Annotated in this window: 11 protein-coding genes and 5 pseudogenes; 10 read left to right on the top strand and 6 right to left on the bottom strand. The window is 64.9% G+C overall.

What is annotated here, in order from left to right:
• Window positions 1-58 precede the first annotated feature (58 nt).
• Window positions 59-1,183 carry a wax ester/triacylglycerol synthase domain-containing protein gene (locus tag M5I08_RS19660; protein WP_219068905.1) on the bottom strand — a complete coding sequence of 375 codons (1,125 nt, stop codon included), beginning with the start codon at window positions 1,181-1,183 and terminating at the stop codon, window positions 59-61.
• Between the two features lie 21 nt (window positions 1,184-1,204).
• Here M5I08_RS19660 and nifJ point away from each other — a divergent pair.
• The 3 genes and pseudogenes from nifJ (at window position 1,205) to M5I08_RS19640 (ending at window position 6,183) form a co-directional block, all read left to right on the top strand.
• Window positions 1,205-4,578: pseudogene (gene nifJ, locus M5I08_RS19655) on the top strand (pyruvate:ferredoxin (flavodoxin) oxidoreductase).
• Window positions 4,578-5,583: pseudogene (locus M5I08_RS19645) on the top strand (dihydroorotate dehydrogenase-like protein). The pseudogenes nifJ and M5I08_RS19645 overlap by 1 nt, the downstream one beginning before the upstream one ends.
• A 165-nt stretch (window positions 5,584-5,748) precedes the next feature.
• Window positions 5,749-6,183, top strand: coding sequence for a pyridoxamine 5'-phosphate oxidase family protein (locus M5I08_RS19640; RefSeq protein ID WP_219068934.1), 435 nt, complete (start codon window positions 5,749-5,751; stop codon window positions 6,181-6,183).
• 1 nt (window position 6,184) lies between these two features.
• Here the strand turns inward: M5I08_RS19640 and M5I08_RS19635 are convergent, their stop codons facing one another.
• A complete protein-coding gene (locus tag M5I08_RS19635; protein ID WP_219068906.1) occupies window positions 6,185-8,584 on the bottom strand; it encodes an HAD-IC family P-type ATPase in 2,400 nt (799 codons plus the stop codon).
• Between the two features lie 120 nt (window positions 8,585-8,704).
• On the opposite strand from M5I08_RS19635, the gene M5I08_RS19630 reads away from it, so the two are divergent.
• On the top strand, window positions 8,705-11,557 hold the full coding sequence (locus M5I08_RS19630) for a cation-translocating P-type ATPase (RefSeq protein WP_219068907.1): 2,853 nt from the start codon (window positions 8,705-8,707) through the stop codon (window positions 11,555-11,557).
• Window positions 11,558-12,078: 521 nt separating this feature from the next.
• Here M5I08_RS19630 and M5I08_RS19625 read toward each other — a convergent pair.
• Window positions 12,079-12,666 carry a GNAT family N-acetyltransferase gene (locus M5I08_RS19625; RefSeq protein ID WP_219068908.1) on the bottom strand — a complete coding sequence of 196 codons (588 nt, stop codon included), beginning with the start codon at window positions 12,664-12,666 and terminating at the stop codon, window positions 12,079-12,081.
• 395 nt (window positions 12,667-13,061) lie between these two features.
• On the opposite strand from M5I08_RS19625, the gene fdxA reads away from it, so the two are divergent.
• From fdxA to M5I08_RS26240, 3 genes and pseudogenes are all read left to right on the top strand, one after another.
• A complete protein-coding gene (fdxA, locus tag M5I08_RS19620; protein WP_219068909.1) occupies window positions 13,062-13,430 on the top strand; it encodes a ferredoxin in 369 nt (122 codons plus the stop codon).
• 120 nt (window positions 13,431-13,550) lie between these two features.
• Window positions 13,551-13,688, top strand: a pseudogene (locus M5I08_RS26245) (universal stress protein); the annotation flags it as partial.
• A gap of 74 nt (window positions 13,689-13,762) precedes the next feature.
• Window positions 13,763-13,930 (top strand): annotated as a pseudogene (locus M5I08_RS26240) (universal stress protein); the annotation flags it as partial.
• A gap of 11 nt (window positions 13,931-13,941) precedes the next feature.
• Here the strand turns inward: M5I08_RS26240 and M5I08_RS19610 are convergent.
• Window positions 13,942-14,118 (bottom strand): hypothetical protein, encoded by a 177-nt coding sequence (locus M5I08_RS19610; RefSeq protein ID WP_219068910.1) that lies wholly within the window; start codon window positions 14,116-14,118, stop codon window positions 13,942-13,944.
• A gap of 76 nt (window positions 14,119-14,194) precedes the next feature.
• Between M5I08_RS19610 and M5I08_RS19605 the strand changes: the two genes are divergently transcribed.
• Both M5I08_RS19605 and M5I08_RS19600 read left to right on the top strand, forming a co-directional pair.
• Window positions 14,195-14,440, top strand: coding sequence for a hypothetical protein (locus tag M5I08_RS19605; protein ID WP_219068911.1), 246 nt, complete (start codon window positions 14,195-14,197; stop codon window positions 14,438-14,440).
• 243 nt (window positions 14,441-14,683) lie between these two features.
• A pseudogene (locus M5I08_RS19600) lies at window positions 14,684-15,374 on the top strand (peroxiredoxin).
• Window positions 15,375-15,611: 237 nt separating this feature from the next.
• Here M5I08_RS19600 and arsM read toward each other — a convergent pair.
• The gene (gene arsM / locus M5I08_RS19595) at window positions 15,612-16,433 is read right to left on the bottom strand and encodes an arsenite methyltransferase (RefSeq protein ID WP_219068912.1); all 822 of its coding nucleotides are present in this window, start codon (window positions 16,431-16,433) and stop codon (window positions 15,612-15,614) included.
• Between the two features lie 84 nt (window positions 16,434-16,517).
• Between arsM and M5I08_RS19590 the strand changes: the two genes are divergently transcribed.
• Window positions 16,518-16,901, top strand: coding sequence for an ArsR/SmtB family transcription factor (locus M5I08_RS19590; protein ID WP_219068938.1), 384 nt, complete (start codon window positions 16,518-16,520; stop codon window positions 16,899-16,901).
• 67 nt (window positions 16,902-16,968) lie between these two features.
• On the opposite strand, the gene M5I08_RS19585 is transcribed toward M5I08_RS19590, so the two are convergent.
• Window positions 16,969-18,201: a S1C family serine protease gene (locus M5I08_RS19585; RefSeq protein WP_219068913.1), complete on the bottom strand. Its 1,233-nt coding sequence runs from the start codon at window positions 18,199-18,201 to the stop codon at window positions 16,969-16,971.
• Between the last annotated feature and the right edge of the window lie 72 nt (window positions 18,202-18,273).

Here is an 18,273-nt window from a genome sequence, read left to right as displayed (position 1 = left end):
CCGGTCAGTACAGCCCCCAGAGGTGACATCCGGGCGACGACTCCGCCTGCCAGTTGCCTTACGCGGCACCGGGTTTGCGTCTGCGATGGCGCGCCCGGCTGATCGCCGCCAGTTGTGCGACACCTTGCTCGATGCCTGAGGCGATTTGGTCGACGTCGGGCGCGGCGTCGTGGTCGCCAGTAATGCCGAAAACGAAACTGTCGGCGTAGCTCACCATCGCGATGCCGGTGCGCAGCTGGAGCGCAATCGGCGGTACCGGCAGGACTTCGAGCACCTCACGACCCATCAGCGTCTGTCGACCACGAGGTCCGGGAACGTTAGTGGCTAACGCGGTGACGGCATGTTGCGGCAAACGAGTCAGCAGTCGAATCATCCGTGCCGAGAAGTGGAACGGGATGTTGTTGACAGCCGCCATGAATACGGTGCCGCCTTCACGCTGACCACTGCCCTTGGCCACCGTCAGCCGGGAGTGTACGAGTTCCAATTGCTTAACCGCGTCCGCCTCGTCGATGGGCAGTAGCGGCAGCATGGCCGAGACCCGGTTGCCGATTTGGTGGAGGTCTTTCATCGACCGCACCGACACCGGAACCAGGGTGCGCAGTGAATCGTGATGGGGCTGTTCGCCGCGGTTGAGCAGAAGATTGCGGTAGCTGTCGGTGATCGCGGCCAGCGCCACGTCGTTGAGCGTGACATCAAAGGCTCGGGACACCTTCTCCATATCAGCGAGCCTGACTCGCGCCGCCGCGTAGCGTCGCATCGTTGTCACCGGCCCGGTCAGCGACGATTCGGGCGGTGGGCTCAGCAGGCCCGCCGTCAGCTCGGCGACGCCTACGGCTGCGTGTTCGGCGGCAGTGGCGGCGGCGACCGCGCTTCGCCACAAGCCGCTCAGCCAGGTTAATGGGTTAATGGTCATGGGCGGCAAACGCAGTGCATCCGTATCCGACTCCTTAGCAGCGCGAATACTTTTCGCGAAGGTATCGCCGCCGCCGGTGTCGCTGAGGTTAGCGAGCATCTGCGTGGTGCCGATGCCGTCAGCGATGCAGTGATGGATTTTCGTCAGGACGGCCCACCGGTCGTCGCTGAGGCCCTCGATGATCCAGCACTCCCACAATGGACGTTCGCGGTCGAGCCGATGCTGCACCGGTTGTGCTGCCTGCTTTGAGCAGTGTCCGGTGCACGTCATCGAGATGGTGCCGGAGCCGAGATGACACGCGCCACGGTAGACGGCAACGAGGCAGCGGTATCGGTGGCCTATCGGCTCAACGAAGTGTGCTGCATCTACCCGATCACCCCGTCCTCGCCGATGGCCGAGCTTGCCGATGACTGGTCGAGCCGGCATCGGCCCAATGTATGGGGCACCGTGCCAACCGTGGTGGAGATGCAAAGCGAGGGCGGGGCGGCCGGCGCGCTGCACGGCGCATTGCAGGGCGGAGCGCTCACAACGACGTTCACTTCGTCGCAGGGCTTGCTGCTGATGATCCCGAACATGTACAAAATCGCCGGCGAGCTGACCTCCGCAGTGATCCATGTTGCAGCAAGATCCCTTGCAGCACAGGGTCTCTCAATCTTTGGTGACCACCAGGATGTGATGGCAGTGCGCCCGACCGGCTTTGCGCTGCTGTCGTCGGCATCGGTTCAGGAAGCCCACGACCTGGCCCTGATCGCGCAAGCGGCCACGCTGCGCACCCGGATCCCGTTTGTGCATTTCTTCGACGGTTTCCGTACCTCTCACGAGCTCAACACCATCGAGTTGCTCACCGATGACGACTTGCGGGCGCTGGTTCCCGAGGAGTTGATCCTGGCCCACCGCGATCGTGCATTGTCGCCGGCGCGGCCGTTCATCCGTGGCACCGCGCAGAATCCGGACACCTATTTTCAGGCCCGCGAGACGGTGAATCCGTTCTATGCGCGGGTGCCCGCGGTGGTGGATGAGTTGATGGCGCAGTTGGGGCGTCGCACCGGACGGCAGCTGCACATCGTCGACTACGCCGGGCATCCGCAGGCCGCGCGGGTGCTGGTGCTGATGGGATCCGGTGGCCAGACCGCAGCGGAGACCGTGGCGGCTCTCACCGCTCGCGGCGAGCGCGTCGGGGTGGTTCAGGTGCGGCTTTATCGGCCGTTTCCGGTGCAGGCGCTGCTTGCCGCGCTGCCGCAGACCGTTCACGCGATCGGCGTGCTCGACCGCACCAAAGAGCCGGGGTCGCTTGGAGAGCCGCTGTACCTCGACGTCGTTGCCGCCCTGACCGAGGCGTACCGCAGAGGTGAACGGTCGCAGCTGCCGACCGTATGCGGCGGGCGGTATGGACTGTCATCAAAGGAGTTCACCCCCGCCATGGTCGCCGGCGTGTTCGCCGAACTGGCCGGCGAGCAGCCGCGAGACCGCTTCACCGTCGGCATCGACGACGACGTTTCGGGCACCAGCATCGCCTACGACCCGTACTTCGACATCGAGTCCACCGATACGACGAGCGCGCTGTTCTTCGGTCTCGGTTCGGACGGCACCGTCGGCGCTAACAAGAACACCATCAAGATCCTCGGCGGCGAAGAGAACCTATGCGCGCAAGGCTATTTCGTCTACGACTCCAAAAAATCCGGCTCGCAGACCGTTTCGCATTTGCGGTTCGGCCCGCGCCCAATCCGGGCACCCTATCTGGTGCAACGAGCCAACTTCATCGGCTGTCACCATGCCCGGTTCTTGGAGAAGGTCGATGTGCTGGGTCGCGCGGCACCCGGGGCGGCACTGCTGCTCAACTCTTCACGCCCACCGGAGCGCGTCTGGGACGCGTTACCCCGCGCGGCGCAACAGCAGATCATCGACAAACACATCAAGCTGTATGTCATCGACGCGGGCGCCACTGCCCGCGAGGCCGGACTGGCCGGCCGGATCAACATCGTGCTGCAGACCTGCTTTTTCGCCATATCGGGCGTGCTGCCCATAGATGACGCGATCTCCCGGATCAAGGACAGCGTGGCCAAGACCTATGGCGTGCAAGGTGCCGACGTGGTGGAGCGTGAACTCGCCGCTGTCGATCGGGCCCTGCAAGGGCTGCACCCGGTCGAGGTCCCCGACCTGATCAGTTCCAGCTACCAGCCCGGACCTGTCGTTCCAGCCGATGCACCGGATTTCGTGCGGACCGTCACCGCCGAGATGATCGCCGGCCGCGGTGATGCGCTGCCGGTCAGCGCGTTACCAGTGGATGGAAGCTACCCCAGCGGCACCAGCGCCTACGAGAAACCCAACATCTCCGACCTCGTCGCCGTCTGGGATCCCGACACCTGCATCCAGTGCGGCAACTGCTCATTTGTATGCCCGCACAGTGTGATTCGCACCAAGTGTCTACGAGCAGGAGCGGCTCCACGACGCGCCCGCGATGTTCCTGTCGGCGCCGCTGGATGCCGTCGGTCTTCCCGACACCCGCTACACGTTGCAGGTGTATGTCGAAGATTGCACCGGATGCGGGTTGTGCGTGGAAGCCTGCCCGGCCGTAGTCCCGGGCACACCGATCACCAAAGCGATCAACCTCGCGCCCCGCGAGCCGCTCGTCGCCGCCGGTCGCGAGAACGTCGCATTTTTCGAGACCCTCGCGGTGACAGACCGATCTCGCGTGGACTTCGGCACTGTGCGGGGTGCCCAGTTTCTGCAGCCGCTGTTCGAATTTCCCGGCGCGTGTGCGGGCTGCGGCGAGACGCCCTACCTGAAACTGCTTTCGCAGCTCTTCGGCGACCGGTTGATAATCGCCAACGCCACCGGATGCTCGTCGATCTACGGGGGCAATCTGCCGACCACACCGTGGACGACCAATGCCGACGGGCGTGGACCCGCATGGTCCAACTCACTGTTCGAAGACAACGCCGAGTTCGGACTCGGTCTTCGGCTTGCCGCCGATACCCACACCCGCCAGGCCCAGCAGATCCTATCCGCGCACCGCGACGAGCTGGGCACCGATTTGGTCGACGACGTCCTGGCGGCACCGCAATGCCGGGAATCCGAACTGCAGGCCCAGCGCGAGCGCGTCGCCGAACTGCAAACCCGCCTCGAACGCCTCGAGCCCGCGGTGGCCGGGGAGTTTCGCAGCGTCATCGACCATCTGATCCGGCGCAGCGTGTGGATTGTCGGCGGCGACGGCTGGGCCTACGACATCGGCGCCGGCGGGCTCGATCACGTGCTGGCCAGTGGACGCAACGTCAACGTGCTGGTGCTCGACACCGTATGACGGGCCGTCGATCGTGATCGCCTACAGTCACTGCATCGCACACGGGTTCGAGCTGCGTTACGGCCTCGACCAGCAGTACCGGGCGGTGGCCAGCGGGCACTGGCCGTTGATTCGATACGACCCGATGCTGCGCGCTACCGACAGGCCACCGTTCCTGTTGGACTCCCACCGCCCGCGCCTACCGCTTGACGACTATCGCTATCGGGAGCTGCGCTACCGGAGTCTGGCCAACTCTGATCCCGACGAGGCCGAGCGCCTGCTGGCATTGGCGCAGGAGTCGATCTCTCAACACTGGAACACCTATGAGGACATGGCTTCTCGCGCTCCACAGCACTTCCCATCCGATCCTCGAAAGGATCATTGATGGACCTGACGACTCGCTACCTGGGACTCACCTTGCGCAACCCGCTGCTCGCCGCGGCTTCTCCCTTGAGCCGGAACGTCGACGGCATCCGGCGACTCGCCGACGCCGGCGTCGGCGCGGTGGTGCTGCACTCGTTGTTCGAGGAGCAGCTGCGCCGCGAAGCCGAGCACAACGTGCGGATGGCCGCGCAGGGCAGCGAGAGCTACCCGGAATCGCTGACTTATTTCCCATCGGCGGTGGATCCCGGCTACCGCGCCAACCGTTATTTGCGTCTGCTCGAATCCGCCGCCCGGCACGGTTGACATACCCGTGATCGGCAGCCTCAACGGCGTCACACCCGGCGGCTGGGCGCGTTATGCAAGCTCGATGCAGAATGCCGGTGCGGCAGCCATCGAGCTGAACACCTACTACCTGCCCGGTGACCCGCAAATCGACGGCCGACAGGTCGAGCAGCGGCATCTCGATATTCTGGCTCGCGTCAAAGCTGCGGTAGAGGTGCCGGTGGCGGTTAAGCTGAGCCCGTTCTTCAGCTCGATCGGCGAGATGGCACAACGACTTGACCAGGCGGGCGCCGACGGGCTGGTGCTGTTCAATCGATTCCTGCAGCCTGACATCGACTGCGAGACGCTCACGGCGGCACCCGACGTGCCTCTGTCGGCCGCTGCCGAGATCAGGTTGCCGCTCACGTGGATTGCGCTGCTGCACGGACGGTTGCGTGCCTCGCTGGCCGCCACCACCGGTGTGGTGGCCGCCGCCGACGTGGTCAAGTGCCTGCTCGCCGGGGCGGACGTCGTCCAGTCCGCATCTGCGCTGCTGCGACATGGTCCCGAGTACGCCAGCGTCCTGCTCGACGGGCTGCGTGATTGGATGCGACGCAAGGGGTTCACCACCCTCGACGAAGTGCGCGGCATGCTCGCTGTACATGAGGACGGGTCAGCGCGAGAACGTGGGGACTATGTCAGTGCGCTACGGGATGCCAACAGCGGCGCTGACGGCGTCTATTGACATCTGACGGTGCTGTTGCCGCGATACCGCCCAGCTTGGTTGTGTCGGTACCGGGGATCGTGTTTAAGTTAGCGGTGTGACCCTTGCCAGGAGAAAGCGTCCTATGCCGTTCGTATCATTGTGTGCGGTTGCGGCGCTACCGCCCCGAGGCTGGTGAGCGCCGCGATGTCCAAAACCGGTCAACCCGTCACCATTCTTTCGGCAAGTGAAAGCTGGGATTTGCTGGCAAGCGTGGCGTTAGGGCGTCTGGTCACGAGCGTCGAGGGCCAGCCCGAGATCTTTCCGGTCAACTTCGTTGTCCAGCACCGCACTGTGCTTTTTCGCACCGCGGAGGGCACTAAGTTGGTCAGCACCGCAATCAACAACCGTGTTCTTTTCGAGGCCGATGACCACAATGCTGCCGAAGGCTGGAGCGTCATCGTGCAGGGCACGGCCTGGCTGGTCTGTACCAATGAGGAGATCGAAGAGGCCGAGCGCGCACAGCTGTTGCCATGGACGGCGACGTTGAAGCAACATTATGTTCGCGTTCTTCCGGTCTCGGTCACCGGTCGCCGTTTCCGGTTCGGTCCGGAACCCAGCCGGGAATCCACATTCGCTTGATTCAGCCTTCCGGCTGGCCCCAGAAGCGAGGGACGTCTCCGCTCGGAGAGCCCGGCAACCACCACAGTGCTTCGACAATCGCGGCACCGAGAACACCGATCGCCAGCGCGGTTGTGGTCAACGCGATATTCGATGGATCCAGCATGAACTGTTGCCGCGCAAGCGGAATGCTGAAGATCACCACGTATGCCGCACCTGACCACACGACCAATATCACCCGCCACCATGTGTAGGGCCGGGCCACCACCGCCAGCACCCACACCGCGATCACCAGCAGAGTGATCAACGCTGACGTCGACGCCTGCATCTGCTGGGCCGGGCTGGCCGTAGCCCCTCGAAAGGCCAGCAGATAACACACGAACGTCGCGATGCCGGCGACCGCGCCGTTCGGCACCGCGGCCTTCATCACGCGGCGGACAAAACCGGATTGCGCGCGTTCGTTGTTGGGCGCCAGCGACAGGATGAACGCGGGGATCCCTATGGTGAACCAGGCGGCGGTGGTCACCTGGATCGGCTCGAACGGGAACGTCAACGCGTTGATGCCCAACACTTTGGCGGCCAGGCCGGTGAGGCCGATCAGCAACGCCAGTAGCACCGAATACACGGTCTTGGTCAAGAACAGGTTGGATACCCGTTCAATGTTGCCGATCACGCGGCGTCCTTCACCCACCACGTAGGGTAGCGTGGCGAACTTGTTGTCTAGCAGCACAATCTGGGCGACCGCTCGTGACGCCGAACTCCCCGTCCCCATGGCGACGCCGATGTCGGCGTCCTTCAGGGCGAGCACGTCATTGACACCGTCACCGGTCATCGCGACCGTATTGCCGAGAGATTGCAATGCGCGCACCATCACACGCTTCTGGTCCGGCCGTACCCGACCGAAAGTGGTGTACTTCTCCAAAGTTTCGGCCAGATCGCCCGGGTCGGTGGGCAACTTCCGGGCGTCGAGCGTCTCCCCGCCAAGGCCCAGCGCCGATGCCACTGCACTTACCGATACGGCGTTGTCGCCTGAGAGCACCTTAACCGAAATACCTTGTACTGCTAAATAATCCAACGTCTCGCGGGCATCTGGACGAACCTTTTGTTCCAGCATGATCAGAGCAGCCGGGACGACGCGCCCGGGGCCGTCGGGATGGTCAACCGGCCGGTCGGTGGACCCCAATAGCAGCACACGCAGCCCATGTGAACCGGCTGTCTCGGCCTGCTCGGCGGCCGCTGACGACGGGTCCAGCAGCACGTCCGGGGCGCCGAGAACCCAGTTGCCGTGCTCGCCGTAGGACGCCCCGCTCCACTTCGTGGCCGATTTGAACGGGGCGGTCGCCGTGGCGGTCCAGTCGGGCGGGTTGCGATAGGCCTCGGCGATGGCCTGGATGCTGGCGTTGGGTCGGGCATCGCCGGCGGCCAGTGACGCAAGCACATCGACGATCGCGTCCATGCCCGGCACGGAATCGAGCCGCTGCAGGGAGGCCACCTGCATCCGGTTCTCGGTCAGCGTGCCGGTCTTGTCGGCGCACACCACGTTGACCCGGGCCAGACCCTCGATAGCTGGAAGTTCCTGCACTAGACACTGGCGCCGACCCAGGCGGACCACGCCCACGGCGAACGCGATCGATGTCATCAGCACCAGGCCCTCGGGGACCATAGGGACCAGCGCGCCCACCGTGCGCAGCACCGACTGCCGCCAGCCGACGTGGGTGGTGAACATCTGGGTGTAGATGATCAGCAGCCCGGCGGGAATCAGCAGATAGGTGATGAGCTGCAGGATCTTATTGATTCCGGTGCGAAGTTCCGAGCGCACCAGGGTGAACCTGCTGGCCTGTGCGGCCAGCCTGGCGGCGTAGGCGTCGTGTCCCACTCTGGTGGCCCGGCAGGCGCCGGTCCCGGCGACGACGAAGCTGCCGGACATCACCGCGTCATCGATGCGCTTCAGGACGGGGTCGGCCTCGCCGCTCAGTAGCGACTCGTCGATCTCCAGGCCAGATTCCTCGACCACCACCCCGTCGACGACGACCTGATCCCCGGGACCCAGTTCGATGATGTCGTCGAGCACCACTGCACTGGGCAACAGTTCACGTGTCCCGTCCGCCCGGCGCACCAGCGGCTTGGCCTGCCCGACGATGGCCAGCCTGTCCAGTGTCTGCTTGGCACGCATTTCCTGCACCATGCCAACCACGCTATTGACGATGATCAAGAACCCGAACAAGCCGTTGATCACCGATCCGGTTGCCAGCACGATGGCGAACAGCACACCGAGGATCGCGTTGATCCGGGTGAACACGTTGGCCCGCACGATGTCGGCCACGCTGCGCGTCGCCCGGCTCGGGACATCGTTGACCTTGCCCTCGGCAACCCGCTGGGCCACTTCGGCGTGGGTGAGCCCGGTGGCCAGCGACGTGGTCATGAAGCGCAAGCGTATCCATTGGGAAGGCGGACCGTTTAGGTGTGCGTAGCGGTGCCCGGGTGGCGAACGCAAGGAGCTGCCAGCGAGACTAGGCGAGAGTGCCGAGCGTGTGAGGTGACGATGACCGATGCCGTGGACGTCGAAGCGGGCGTTGGTCTTGACCCCACCGAACACCTGGATCTGCTGTTGCGCGATCTCCGCAGTTCGCGCTCGGGACTGAGCACGCGCGCGGCGGCGCGGCGGCTGATCCATGTCGGGCGCAACGAGCTGCAGCGGCGCGGTGGCCCGACCTGGCCACGGGAGCTGATGCGGCAGTTCACCCACCCGCTGGCCCTGTTGTTGTGGGCAGCGGCGGGTCTGGCCTGGGCGGTGCACATCGAGGCCGTGGCTATCGCGATCGTGGTGGTGATCGTCTTCAACGCCGCGTTCGCCTTCCTGCAGGAGGTACAGGCGGAGAAGGCGGTGGAGGCACTGGCCGCCTACTTGCCTGCGCGGGCCAAGGCGGTGCGGGATGGCCGGGTGGTCGAGATCGAGGCCGCGGAACTGGTGCCCGGTGATGTGCTGGTCATCGAGGAGGGGGACCGGATCTCAGCAGATGCCCGGCTCTTCGACGGCGGCATCGAAGTTGACATCTCCGCGCTGACCGGGGAGTCGATGCCGGTGTTCCGGCGCGCCGATTATCTTGACACCGCCGTGCCAAAGCTGCAGGCGCGGGATCTGGTGTTCAGCGGCACCACATGCACCGAGGGGGAGGCGCGCGCGCTGGTGTTCGCCACCGGCATGCGCACCGAGTTGGGCAGGATCGCAGCGTTGTCGGAGCGGGTGCAAGCCGACGAAAGCCCGCTGGAACACCAGGTGCGGCGAGTCGCCTGGCTGATCGCCCTGATTTCGGTGCTGATGGGGGCGGCGTTCATTCCGGTGGCGATACTGGGCGCGGGCCTGTCGTTCCTCAACGCGGTGATCTTTGCCGTCGGACTGCTGGTGGGCAACGTCCCGGAGGGGCTGTTGCCGGTGATCACCTTGGCGCTGGCGATCGGGGTGCGCGCGCTGGCCCGCCGCGGCGCGGTAGTCAAACGGCTCAGCGCGGTGGAGACGCTGGGGTCCACCGATGTCATCTGCACCGACAAGACCGGCACTTTGACCGAGAACCGGATGCGGGTCACCGTGATCAACACCGCGACCGGATCCCGTGACCTCACCGGCGCTCGACCGCCGCAGCCGGGCGATGCGACGCTCGCCCGCGTGGCGACCGCCATGTCGGCGTGCAACAACGCGCAGGTCTCCGGGGAAACGGCCATAGGTGATCCCACCGAAATCGCGATGGCCAACGCGGCGGTCGTGGTGGGTGTGCGTCTAGACCCTGATGAGCGACAGCGCAGACGGCGCCGTCAGTTCCACTTCGACCCGACACGCAAACGCATGTCCACCATCGACGACGACGACGACGATCGCGTCTGGGTGCACACCAAGGGTGCCCCCGAAACCGTGCTGCCGCTGTGCACCACCGAACTCGGCGCCAACGGCCAGCCCCGCCCGCTCACACCGGCCCGGCGTGCCGCACTGGCGGACCTGGTGGATACCCAGGCCAGGCAGGGGCTACGGGTGCTGGCCGTCGCCGACCGCCTCCTGCGCGCCGACACCGCGTCGCTGCCCGACCGCGAGCAGGTCGAGCAGGACCTGACGTTGCTGGGCCTGGTGGCCATGATCGACCGGCCCCGCCGCGAGGTCGCCGCCGCTGTCGCCGATTGCCATGCCGCCGGCATTCGCATCATCGTCATCACCGGCGACCATCCGCTGACAGCGGCGGCCATCGCCGCCCAGGTCGGCATCATCCGCGGGGAGCCCACCGTGATCACCGGCGACAAACTCGACCAGATGAGCGAAGACGACCTCGACGCACTGCTGTCGGGGCCGTCAGAGCTCATCTTCGCGCGGTCCTCACCGGAGGCGAAACTGCGCGTCGCCGACGCGCTGCGCGCTACCGGACACGTGGTGGCCATGACCGGCGATGGGGTCAACGACGCGCCGGCGCTGCGGCGCGCCGACATCGGTGTCGCGATGGGTCGGTCGGGCACCGACGTCGCCCGGGAAGCCGCCACGATGGTGCTCACCGACGACAACTTCGCCACCATCACGGTCGCGGTCCAAGCCGGGCGGCGTGTCTATGACAACATCCGCAAGTTCATCCTCTACATCTTCGCCCACGCCACCCCCGAAGTGGCCCCCTTCCTGGTGTTCGCGCTTTCCGGCGGCGCTATCCCGCTGCCCCTGACCGTGCTGCAACTGCTGGCGTTTGACGTGGGGACCGAAACCTTGCCTGCGCTGGCGCTCGGGCGCGAACCCGCAGAACCCGGATTGATGCAACGTCCGCCGCGCCGACGCGGCGAGTCGGTGATCCGCGTCCCAATGCTGTTGCGCGCCTGGCTATTCCTCGGCATGATCGCCGCGGCACTCGCGATCACCGGGTTTTTCTACGTCCTGATCAATGCGGGCTGGCATCCCGGAGACCCGACCGGGACCGGCACACCGCTGAATCATGCCTACCGGCAAGCGACCACGATGACGTTTTTCGGCATGGTTGCCGGCCAGATCGGCACCGCATTCGCCGCGCGCACCGAACGCGCTTCTCTGTGGTCGATTGGGGTGCTGTCCAACCCACTGCTGCTGTGGGGCATCGTGTTCGAACTCGGCCTTGCCGCAATGATCATCTATGTGCCGCCGGTGCAGGATGTGCTCGGCACCGCTGCACTGACTCCGGACATGCTCGCACTCACCGCGGTGTATCCGGTGATCGTCTGGGGTGCAGACGAATTCCGTCGTTTCGTGCTACGCCGCCGCTTGTTTTACTGCCGCGGCAAGCGATGTCATCTCTGGCCGCGCCGCGCGTGTGTGACCGGCGAACCACAATTCCCCGTTGTCGGATGCCATGATGCGCCGCCAATAGGCGATGGCGAAACGCTTTGGCGCATATAGATCCAGCGCGAAAGTTGCGGGGATCTGGCTGTTACCGCACTCCTGCAAGGCCCGCAACGCTTGCCGTGTGGCACGCACCATCAGCCGGAGCGCGCTGGTACCGCGGGCCAGACGCTTTGGATCCACGCCGACGCGGTAGAGCGCAAACGGGATCGGCGCTGTTTCCGAACAACACCACACCGCCGCTCAATTGAGAATTAGTCAATGACGAAACTGCAGTACCGAACTGCTCGCGGCGGACCGCGCGAAGATCGCATCGAAATCGCGTTGCTGGTCGTCAACTGAGGCCAGTAACGGCAAGCGAAACCTAGTGCAGTGTCCAGCCCGGGCATTGTGCAAAACCAGCCCCAACGTTTGTAATTCGGCGAGTCGTCGGCCCCGCACGGCGTCGTCGCACGTGGACCACCGTGTGCGTCATACCAACACCGCCTCTCCTTCGACATCGACGTTAGAGCTTTCCCGACGAATCGCCAGGGCCGTTGGTCGTCGAGGAAATGGGCTTTCGGCCCCAGCAACGCGGTTTAGACCGCTGCGGCCAGGTCGATTTCGAGGTGAGTTATCGCGCCGTGGGTGATTCCCCGATAAGGCCATCCGGCATCTGACAGCGCCGTGAACATGAGGCGATTGGTGGACAAGACGTCGGTGACCAGGCGCTGTAGTCCGTGCCTTCGCGACAGGTGGCCTAAGTGTCTGAGAAGCGCGGCGCTCACCCCGCGCTGGTGATCGTCGCGAGCGATGACGATCGCCAGCGCGCCGGCTCGTGGGTCATCGGATATGGCGTAGATCGCCGCCCCAATGAGGCAGCCTTTGTCGAAGGCGCCGATCGCAGAGCTGTTAGCGTCAGGGGTGGTCAACGCGCTCGCCAGCCGCGGCAGATCCACCGGACTGAGCGTCAAGAAACGGAAATCGCGGTCGCCGTCGGGGAGGTTTTGGTGCAGCGCGAGGACGGCATCGGCGTCTTCAGCGTCCAGGCACCGCAGTGACACGACGCGCCCGTCGAGAAGCTTTGCGCGTGCTAGATCCGCATGACGATCGTCCGTCGGGACATCGACCGCGGCTTGCGAACCACCAATGCCCACCGCTACCGACGACGCGGGCAGCTGGATCATCACGTCTCCTGTTAAACGCGGCCGGTCGATCACCGGGATCGTCCCGGTACGAAGTTATTGGACCCCGCACCGGTGTCGGCAGGGCCGTTGGACCCAAGGCGCACTGCCTTTGGTCCCTTCACCCGGGTTCGCCGTGGGCTGTGCTGGCGGCGACTGGCGGCCGTAGCCGCGGTGCTCTGGCTCGGGATGGTGCTGGCCGCGGTGGCCACGGTGCCGCGACCCATTCCCGACTCGGCCGAATGCCCGACGCCGAGTGCCAAAGCGACATCAGATGATTTGGCGGATGGAGACCGTTCACCGGCTGGCTGACTTCCCGCCTTCAGGGCCTTTAGTCCCTACGAAAATAGGTCTTCTGCCTCAGCCTCCAATATGTCGATCGACAGTACTCTTCGACCATGACTTACGTGATTGGCAGAGGCTGTGTTGACGTGATGGACAAGTCCTGCGTGCAGGAATGCCCAGTCGACTGCATTTACGAAGGTGCTCGTTCCCTCTACATCAACCCGGACGAGTGCGTGGATTGCGGTGCCTGCAAGGCGATTTGCCGCATGGAGGCGATCTATTACGAAACCGATCTGCCGGCAGATCAGCAACAGCACCTCGCCGACAACGCTGCATTCTTCAGCGCGATATTGCCGGGCCGCGACGGACCACTCGGCTCCCCCGGTGGCGCCGGCAATCTTGGGCGGATCGGGGTTGACACGCCGTTGGTGAGCGCGCTGCCGCCGCAGGAATCGTGCTCGCGCCATGCATCGCATGGTTAGCGGTCGATCGATTTCCATGTAATCGGCAGCCAGCTCGAAAAGATGACGTCCACGCTATGTGTGTCTTGGAGATCAGAATCGCGGTAGCGTTCGATCCCAACACAACTAGAGGAAGGCGGAATGTTCGAGGCGGCAACGATGTACGGGATACTAGTTGCCGTCGACGGGTCGGTGGAGTCGGATGCCGCCATACGCTGGGCAGCTCGCGAAGCCGTCATGCGCAACCAGCCGGTCCCCTTCATGCACGTCGTCGCCCCGGTCCCCGACTGGTCCACGCCTTCCAGGCGAGTACAGGTCGCTGAGGCCTGGGAGCAGAACGCCAGCGGTGGCCTGTGTGTGACAAGCCAGCCCACTGGCTCATCGAGGAATCGCACCACGCGCAGGTCGTGGTGCTCGGCAGTCACGGCCTCGGCGGGTTCCCCGGGATGCTGTTGGGCTCGGTGAGTTCCGGGGTTGCGCATTCGGTGGAAGTTCCGGTGATCGTTGTACGTCCTCGGTGACGCAGTGAGAGCTACCGAATAGGCGGAACATGATGAGTGCCTTGCGTGCCCGGCCGCGGTCGCTGTCCCTCTAATACGAGGGCATTGCCGGCGGTGAGCACGGAATACGGTGCCGACGAATCCGAGATGGAGTCGATCGGTTCGATGCCGACCTCGCCCGCGGTGATGCTGTCCTCGTCGCCAATCATTTGTTACCTCCATCATCCACTGATCACAAGGGTACCCCTGGGGGTATATCGGTCCAGTTGGCGTTTCCGAAAGCCGATGAGGCTCGACAAACCCGGCCGGACCCGCTGCTACCACGTCCCGCCGGTGGCCGCGCGAACCATCGCCGCCCTGCTCACCCTCCGCGATCAGGTCGTCGCCCCGATCCTCGCCGGCATCCGCAGTCCGAAGATGGGACGCAAACCCGCGCACTGGGCCCGCGTCGAGCGCGGCTACGAACAGATCCGCATCGACATGCACACCCTGTTCACCGGTCTCGCGATCGAAACACCGCTAGCCGCTTGAGGATTCGGCGCATCCTGCGCCATCCCGCATCACCAACAAATTGTCGAAAGTTGACCCTCAAGCGGCTAGGAGCGGTCGCGCAGAAAGGACTTCCGGCCGCTGTCCTGTGACCATCGACCCTACGGCCGACGCCGGACGGGCTGTATCCTGAAGCCAAGTAGCGCACTGCACGCGCGGCAACTAGTCGAGAGGGGACGGTATGCCATGACCACCACCGCAGAGACGCCGACCGCCACAACACCCATGCCACGTATCGGGGACCCAGCCCCCGCATTCACTGCCGTCACCACCCAGGGCAAGATCAACTTTCCCGCCGACTACAAGGGCAACTGGGTGATCTTCTTCTCCCACCCAGCCGACTTCACCCCCGTCTGCACAACCGAGTTCATCACGTTCGCCTCGATGCGGCACCAGTTCGCCGCCTACAACACCCAACTGGTGGGACTCTCGGTCGGTCGACGGGCTCTACAGTCACATCGCCTGGCTGCGGACCATTAAAGAGAAAATCGCGTTCCATGATCTCAAAGACGTCGAAGTCACCTTTCCGGTAATCGACGATGTCTCAATGGATATCGCGGGCAAATACGGGATGATCATGCCCGGCGAGGATTCCACGAAGGCGGTGCGGGCGGTCTTTGTCGTCGACCCGAAGGGCACGATCCGCGTTATCATCTACTACCCGCAAAGCCTTGGGCGCAACTTCGAGGAGTTGCTGCGTGTCGTCAAGGCCTTGCAGACCGCCGACCACTTCGGCGTCGCAACCCCGGCGGACTGGCGGCCCGGTGACCCCGTCATCCTTTCCCCGCCCGGCTCTTCCAGCGACGCACAGAAGCGCATGGAGGGACACGCGGACGGCGTCGAGTGCGAGGACTGGTTCTTCTGCACCAAAGTGCTCTCCGCTGACGAGGTTGAATCCGCCATCCGGGTCCGATAGAGGGCCCGGCCAGCTGGTTGGCGTCGATCAGGGCGCTCATCAAGGAGCAACTCGCCGTGCACCCCGAGCGCCGAATGTTGTTGGTGTGGGGAGTGACCGACGTGGCCAATCTCCACGTACTTGACGTGATCGCAGGCTGGCTCGGCCGCGCCAACGCCGCCGCGCTGCACCGTCGCGGCGTCGCGGCCGGACACGTGTTCGTCGAGTCGTTCGGCCTGCGTGGTCGACGTCGCGGCTTTACGCTCGTGCGGCCGGTTTGGTGGCGCGGACGACGGCGGCGTGCATGCCTTCGGTCACTTGGTGGGTGAAGGCGATCGACGCGTCGGTGAACCCCGCCGCGGCAAGCCCGTCGAGGTACTCCTGGTGGGAGAGCGCACCGGCGATGCAGCCCGAGTAGGAGCCGCGTTCGGCTCGGTCCCGCGGGGTGAGGTGGTCCTCGGCAACGACGTCGGAGATGCCGATGCGCCCGCCGGGTACCAGGACGCGGAACATCTCACCGAGCACGGTGGGTTTGTCGACCGAGAGGTTGATCACGCAGTTGGAAATCACCACATCGACGCTTGCGTCCGGCAGCGGGATGTCTTCGATGGCGCCCTTGCGGAACTCGACGTTGGTGGCTCCTGCTTTTGCCTTGTTCGCCTCGGCCAGGGCGAGCATCTCGTCGGTCATGTCGACGCCGTAGGCGAATCCGGCCGGACCAACTCGGCGCGCTGAGAGCAACACGTCGATGCCGCCGCCGGAGCCGAGGTCGAGCACGCGCTCGCCCGGATGGAGGTCGGCGACCGCGATCGGGTTGCCGCAGCCGAGACTGGCCGCGAGAGCCTTGGCGGGTAGCTCCGACTGCTCGTCGGCGCTGTAGAGGCTGGCGCCGAATGCGTCGTTTATTTCGACGACCGCGTTGTGTGCCGTGGTGTCTGTCGCGCTGTAGGTGCTGGATGCACAACAGCTTTCGGCGGTGAGGACGTCGCTGTTGGTGGCACCCGCGGCCACCGCGGCGGCGGCCGCAGCGTAGCGGTCGCGGACCAGTTCACGCAGCTCGTAGTCGGTGGTCTCGCTCATTTGGATACTCCCTCACATCGATAATCATCTATGTCAGACCACTATGCGCCCATTCATCGATGGCTGTCAATGTTTGTGGCAGAAATGGCCCGCGTGACCGTCACCGCAACGCCTCCCTCCAGCTCGCTGCTGGTCGCCGACCTAGCCACGTGCTGTAGCCCTATCACCGGCGGCGTGCTGGATCGCACTTCCGCGGAACGGCTTGCCGCAGTACTCAGGGCGCTGGCCGAGCCGACCCGGCTACGGCTGGTGTCGTTGATCGCGGCACACGACGGGGCGCAGGCGTGTGTCTGTGCTCTGACCGATCCCGTTGGGCTGTCCCAGCCAACCGTCTCGCACCACCTCAAGACACTGGTGGAGGCCGGACTGCTGGAACGAGAACAACGCGGTAAGTGGTCTTACTACCGGCTCGTGCCGGGTGTGCTGGACGCACTGGCCGGCATGCTGTCCAGCGCTGGTCGCTGCTGAGCCAGGCTCGCCTCGCGCCGCCGGCGGTGTGCCGGCAGAAAAAAGCGGAACGTCCGCTTCGTCGAGGCTATGCGTGGCGCCACTGCCAATCCCGGTCGGAGGCAAGGGTTACCCGTGCCGTGCAGTTAACGCCCGCGGTGTCGATGTAGTTCAGCGTCGCTGTGTCGCCAGGAACCTTCGAGAGGACGGTCGCAACCAGGGCATCACCGTTAGCGATCTCTTGGTCATCCATCCTGGTGACCACCGTGCCGGGATTCAGCCCGCCCGCCGCGGCGGGGCTGCCGCTTTTCGTCTCGATGATCTTGGCGCCATGCGTGTCAGTGTCGCTGTCCAACTGCACACCCAGGTAGGCGTGCGAGGCTTTGCCGGTGGCGATCAACTCGCCTGCGATGCGCTTAGCTTGCCCGACCGGGACAGCAAAACCGAGCCCTATCGAACCGCTCGGCCCGAAGATCGAGCCGGCGCCGGTCGTGACGATCAGCGAATTCACCCCGATGAGCTCGCCGTTGCCATCGATCAGCGCTCCGCCTGAACTCCCGGGGTTGATTGCGGCGTCGGTCTGGATGGTGTCGAGCACAGTCTTGTGGCCGGTGGAGTCGGTAGCGGTGGGTATCGGGCGGTGCAGCGCGCTGATGACCCCGGTGGTGACGGTGTTCTCGAAACCGAATGGAGACCCGACCGCGAGGACTTTCTCGCCGACGCGGAGATTGGCCGAGGAACCGAGGGTGACCGGGGTGAGCCCGGAAATGCCTTGCGCGCGAACAACCGCCATGTCAGTGGCGGGATCCATACCAACCACACTGAACGGCGCGGTGCGGCCGTCGGCGAAGGTGGCCACGGTTTTCGTCGGGCCGTCGCCCCGTAGGCGGGCTTCGACATCAGACACGACATGGCTGTTGGTCAGGATCAGCCCGTCAGCGGTTAACACGATGCCTGAACCCTCTTCGGTGAGGTGACTGGCGTTCGTCTCGAGTTGGACGACGCTCGGCACCGCCTTGGCCGCAGCGCGCTCAACAGAGGAATTTGCAAATTCGGCCACACGCTGGGCGGCAGACACGCCGCCATGAGCCAGCTCGCTGCCGAAGGGATCGACAGCCAACACGGCGGATGCCCCGATGATCCCCGAGGTCACTGCCACCCCCAACGCGCCGGCGAACAGTTTCCAATCGGGACAAATGCCCTGCCGCTGTGCGTCCACCGTGGTTGCACCGACGTCAGCCGGGAGAACTTCGAGCACCCTGCCCGTACTGCGCTTTCCAGGTGCCCGCGCATGCAGCCAGTGCACAGCAACGTGGGTCATGGCGCTCCTTGGTTGGTATTGCGCTTCTGTTGGGGCGTACCGACTCCATCTTGAGCAGCGGCAGGCGGGCGG

Source organism: Candidatus Mycobacterium methanotrophicum (genome assembly GCF_023515995.1).
Lineage (GTDB): Bacteria > Actinomycetota > Actinomycetes > Mycobacteriales > Mycobacteriaceae > Mycobacterium > Mycobacterium methanotrophicum.
The sequence above is the reverse complement of the archived record's forward strand: the minus strand, read 5'-3'. Positions and strand labels throughout refer to the sequence as shown.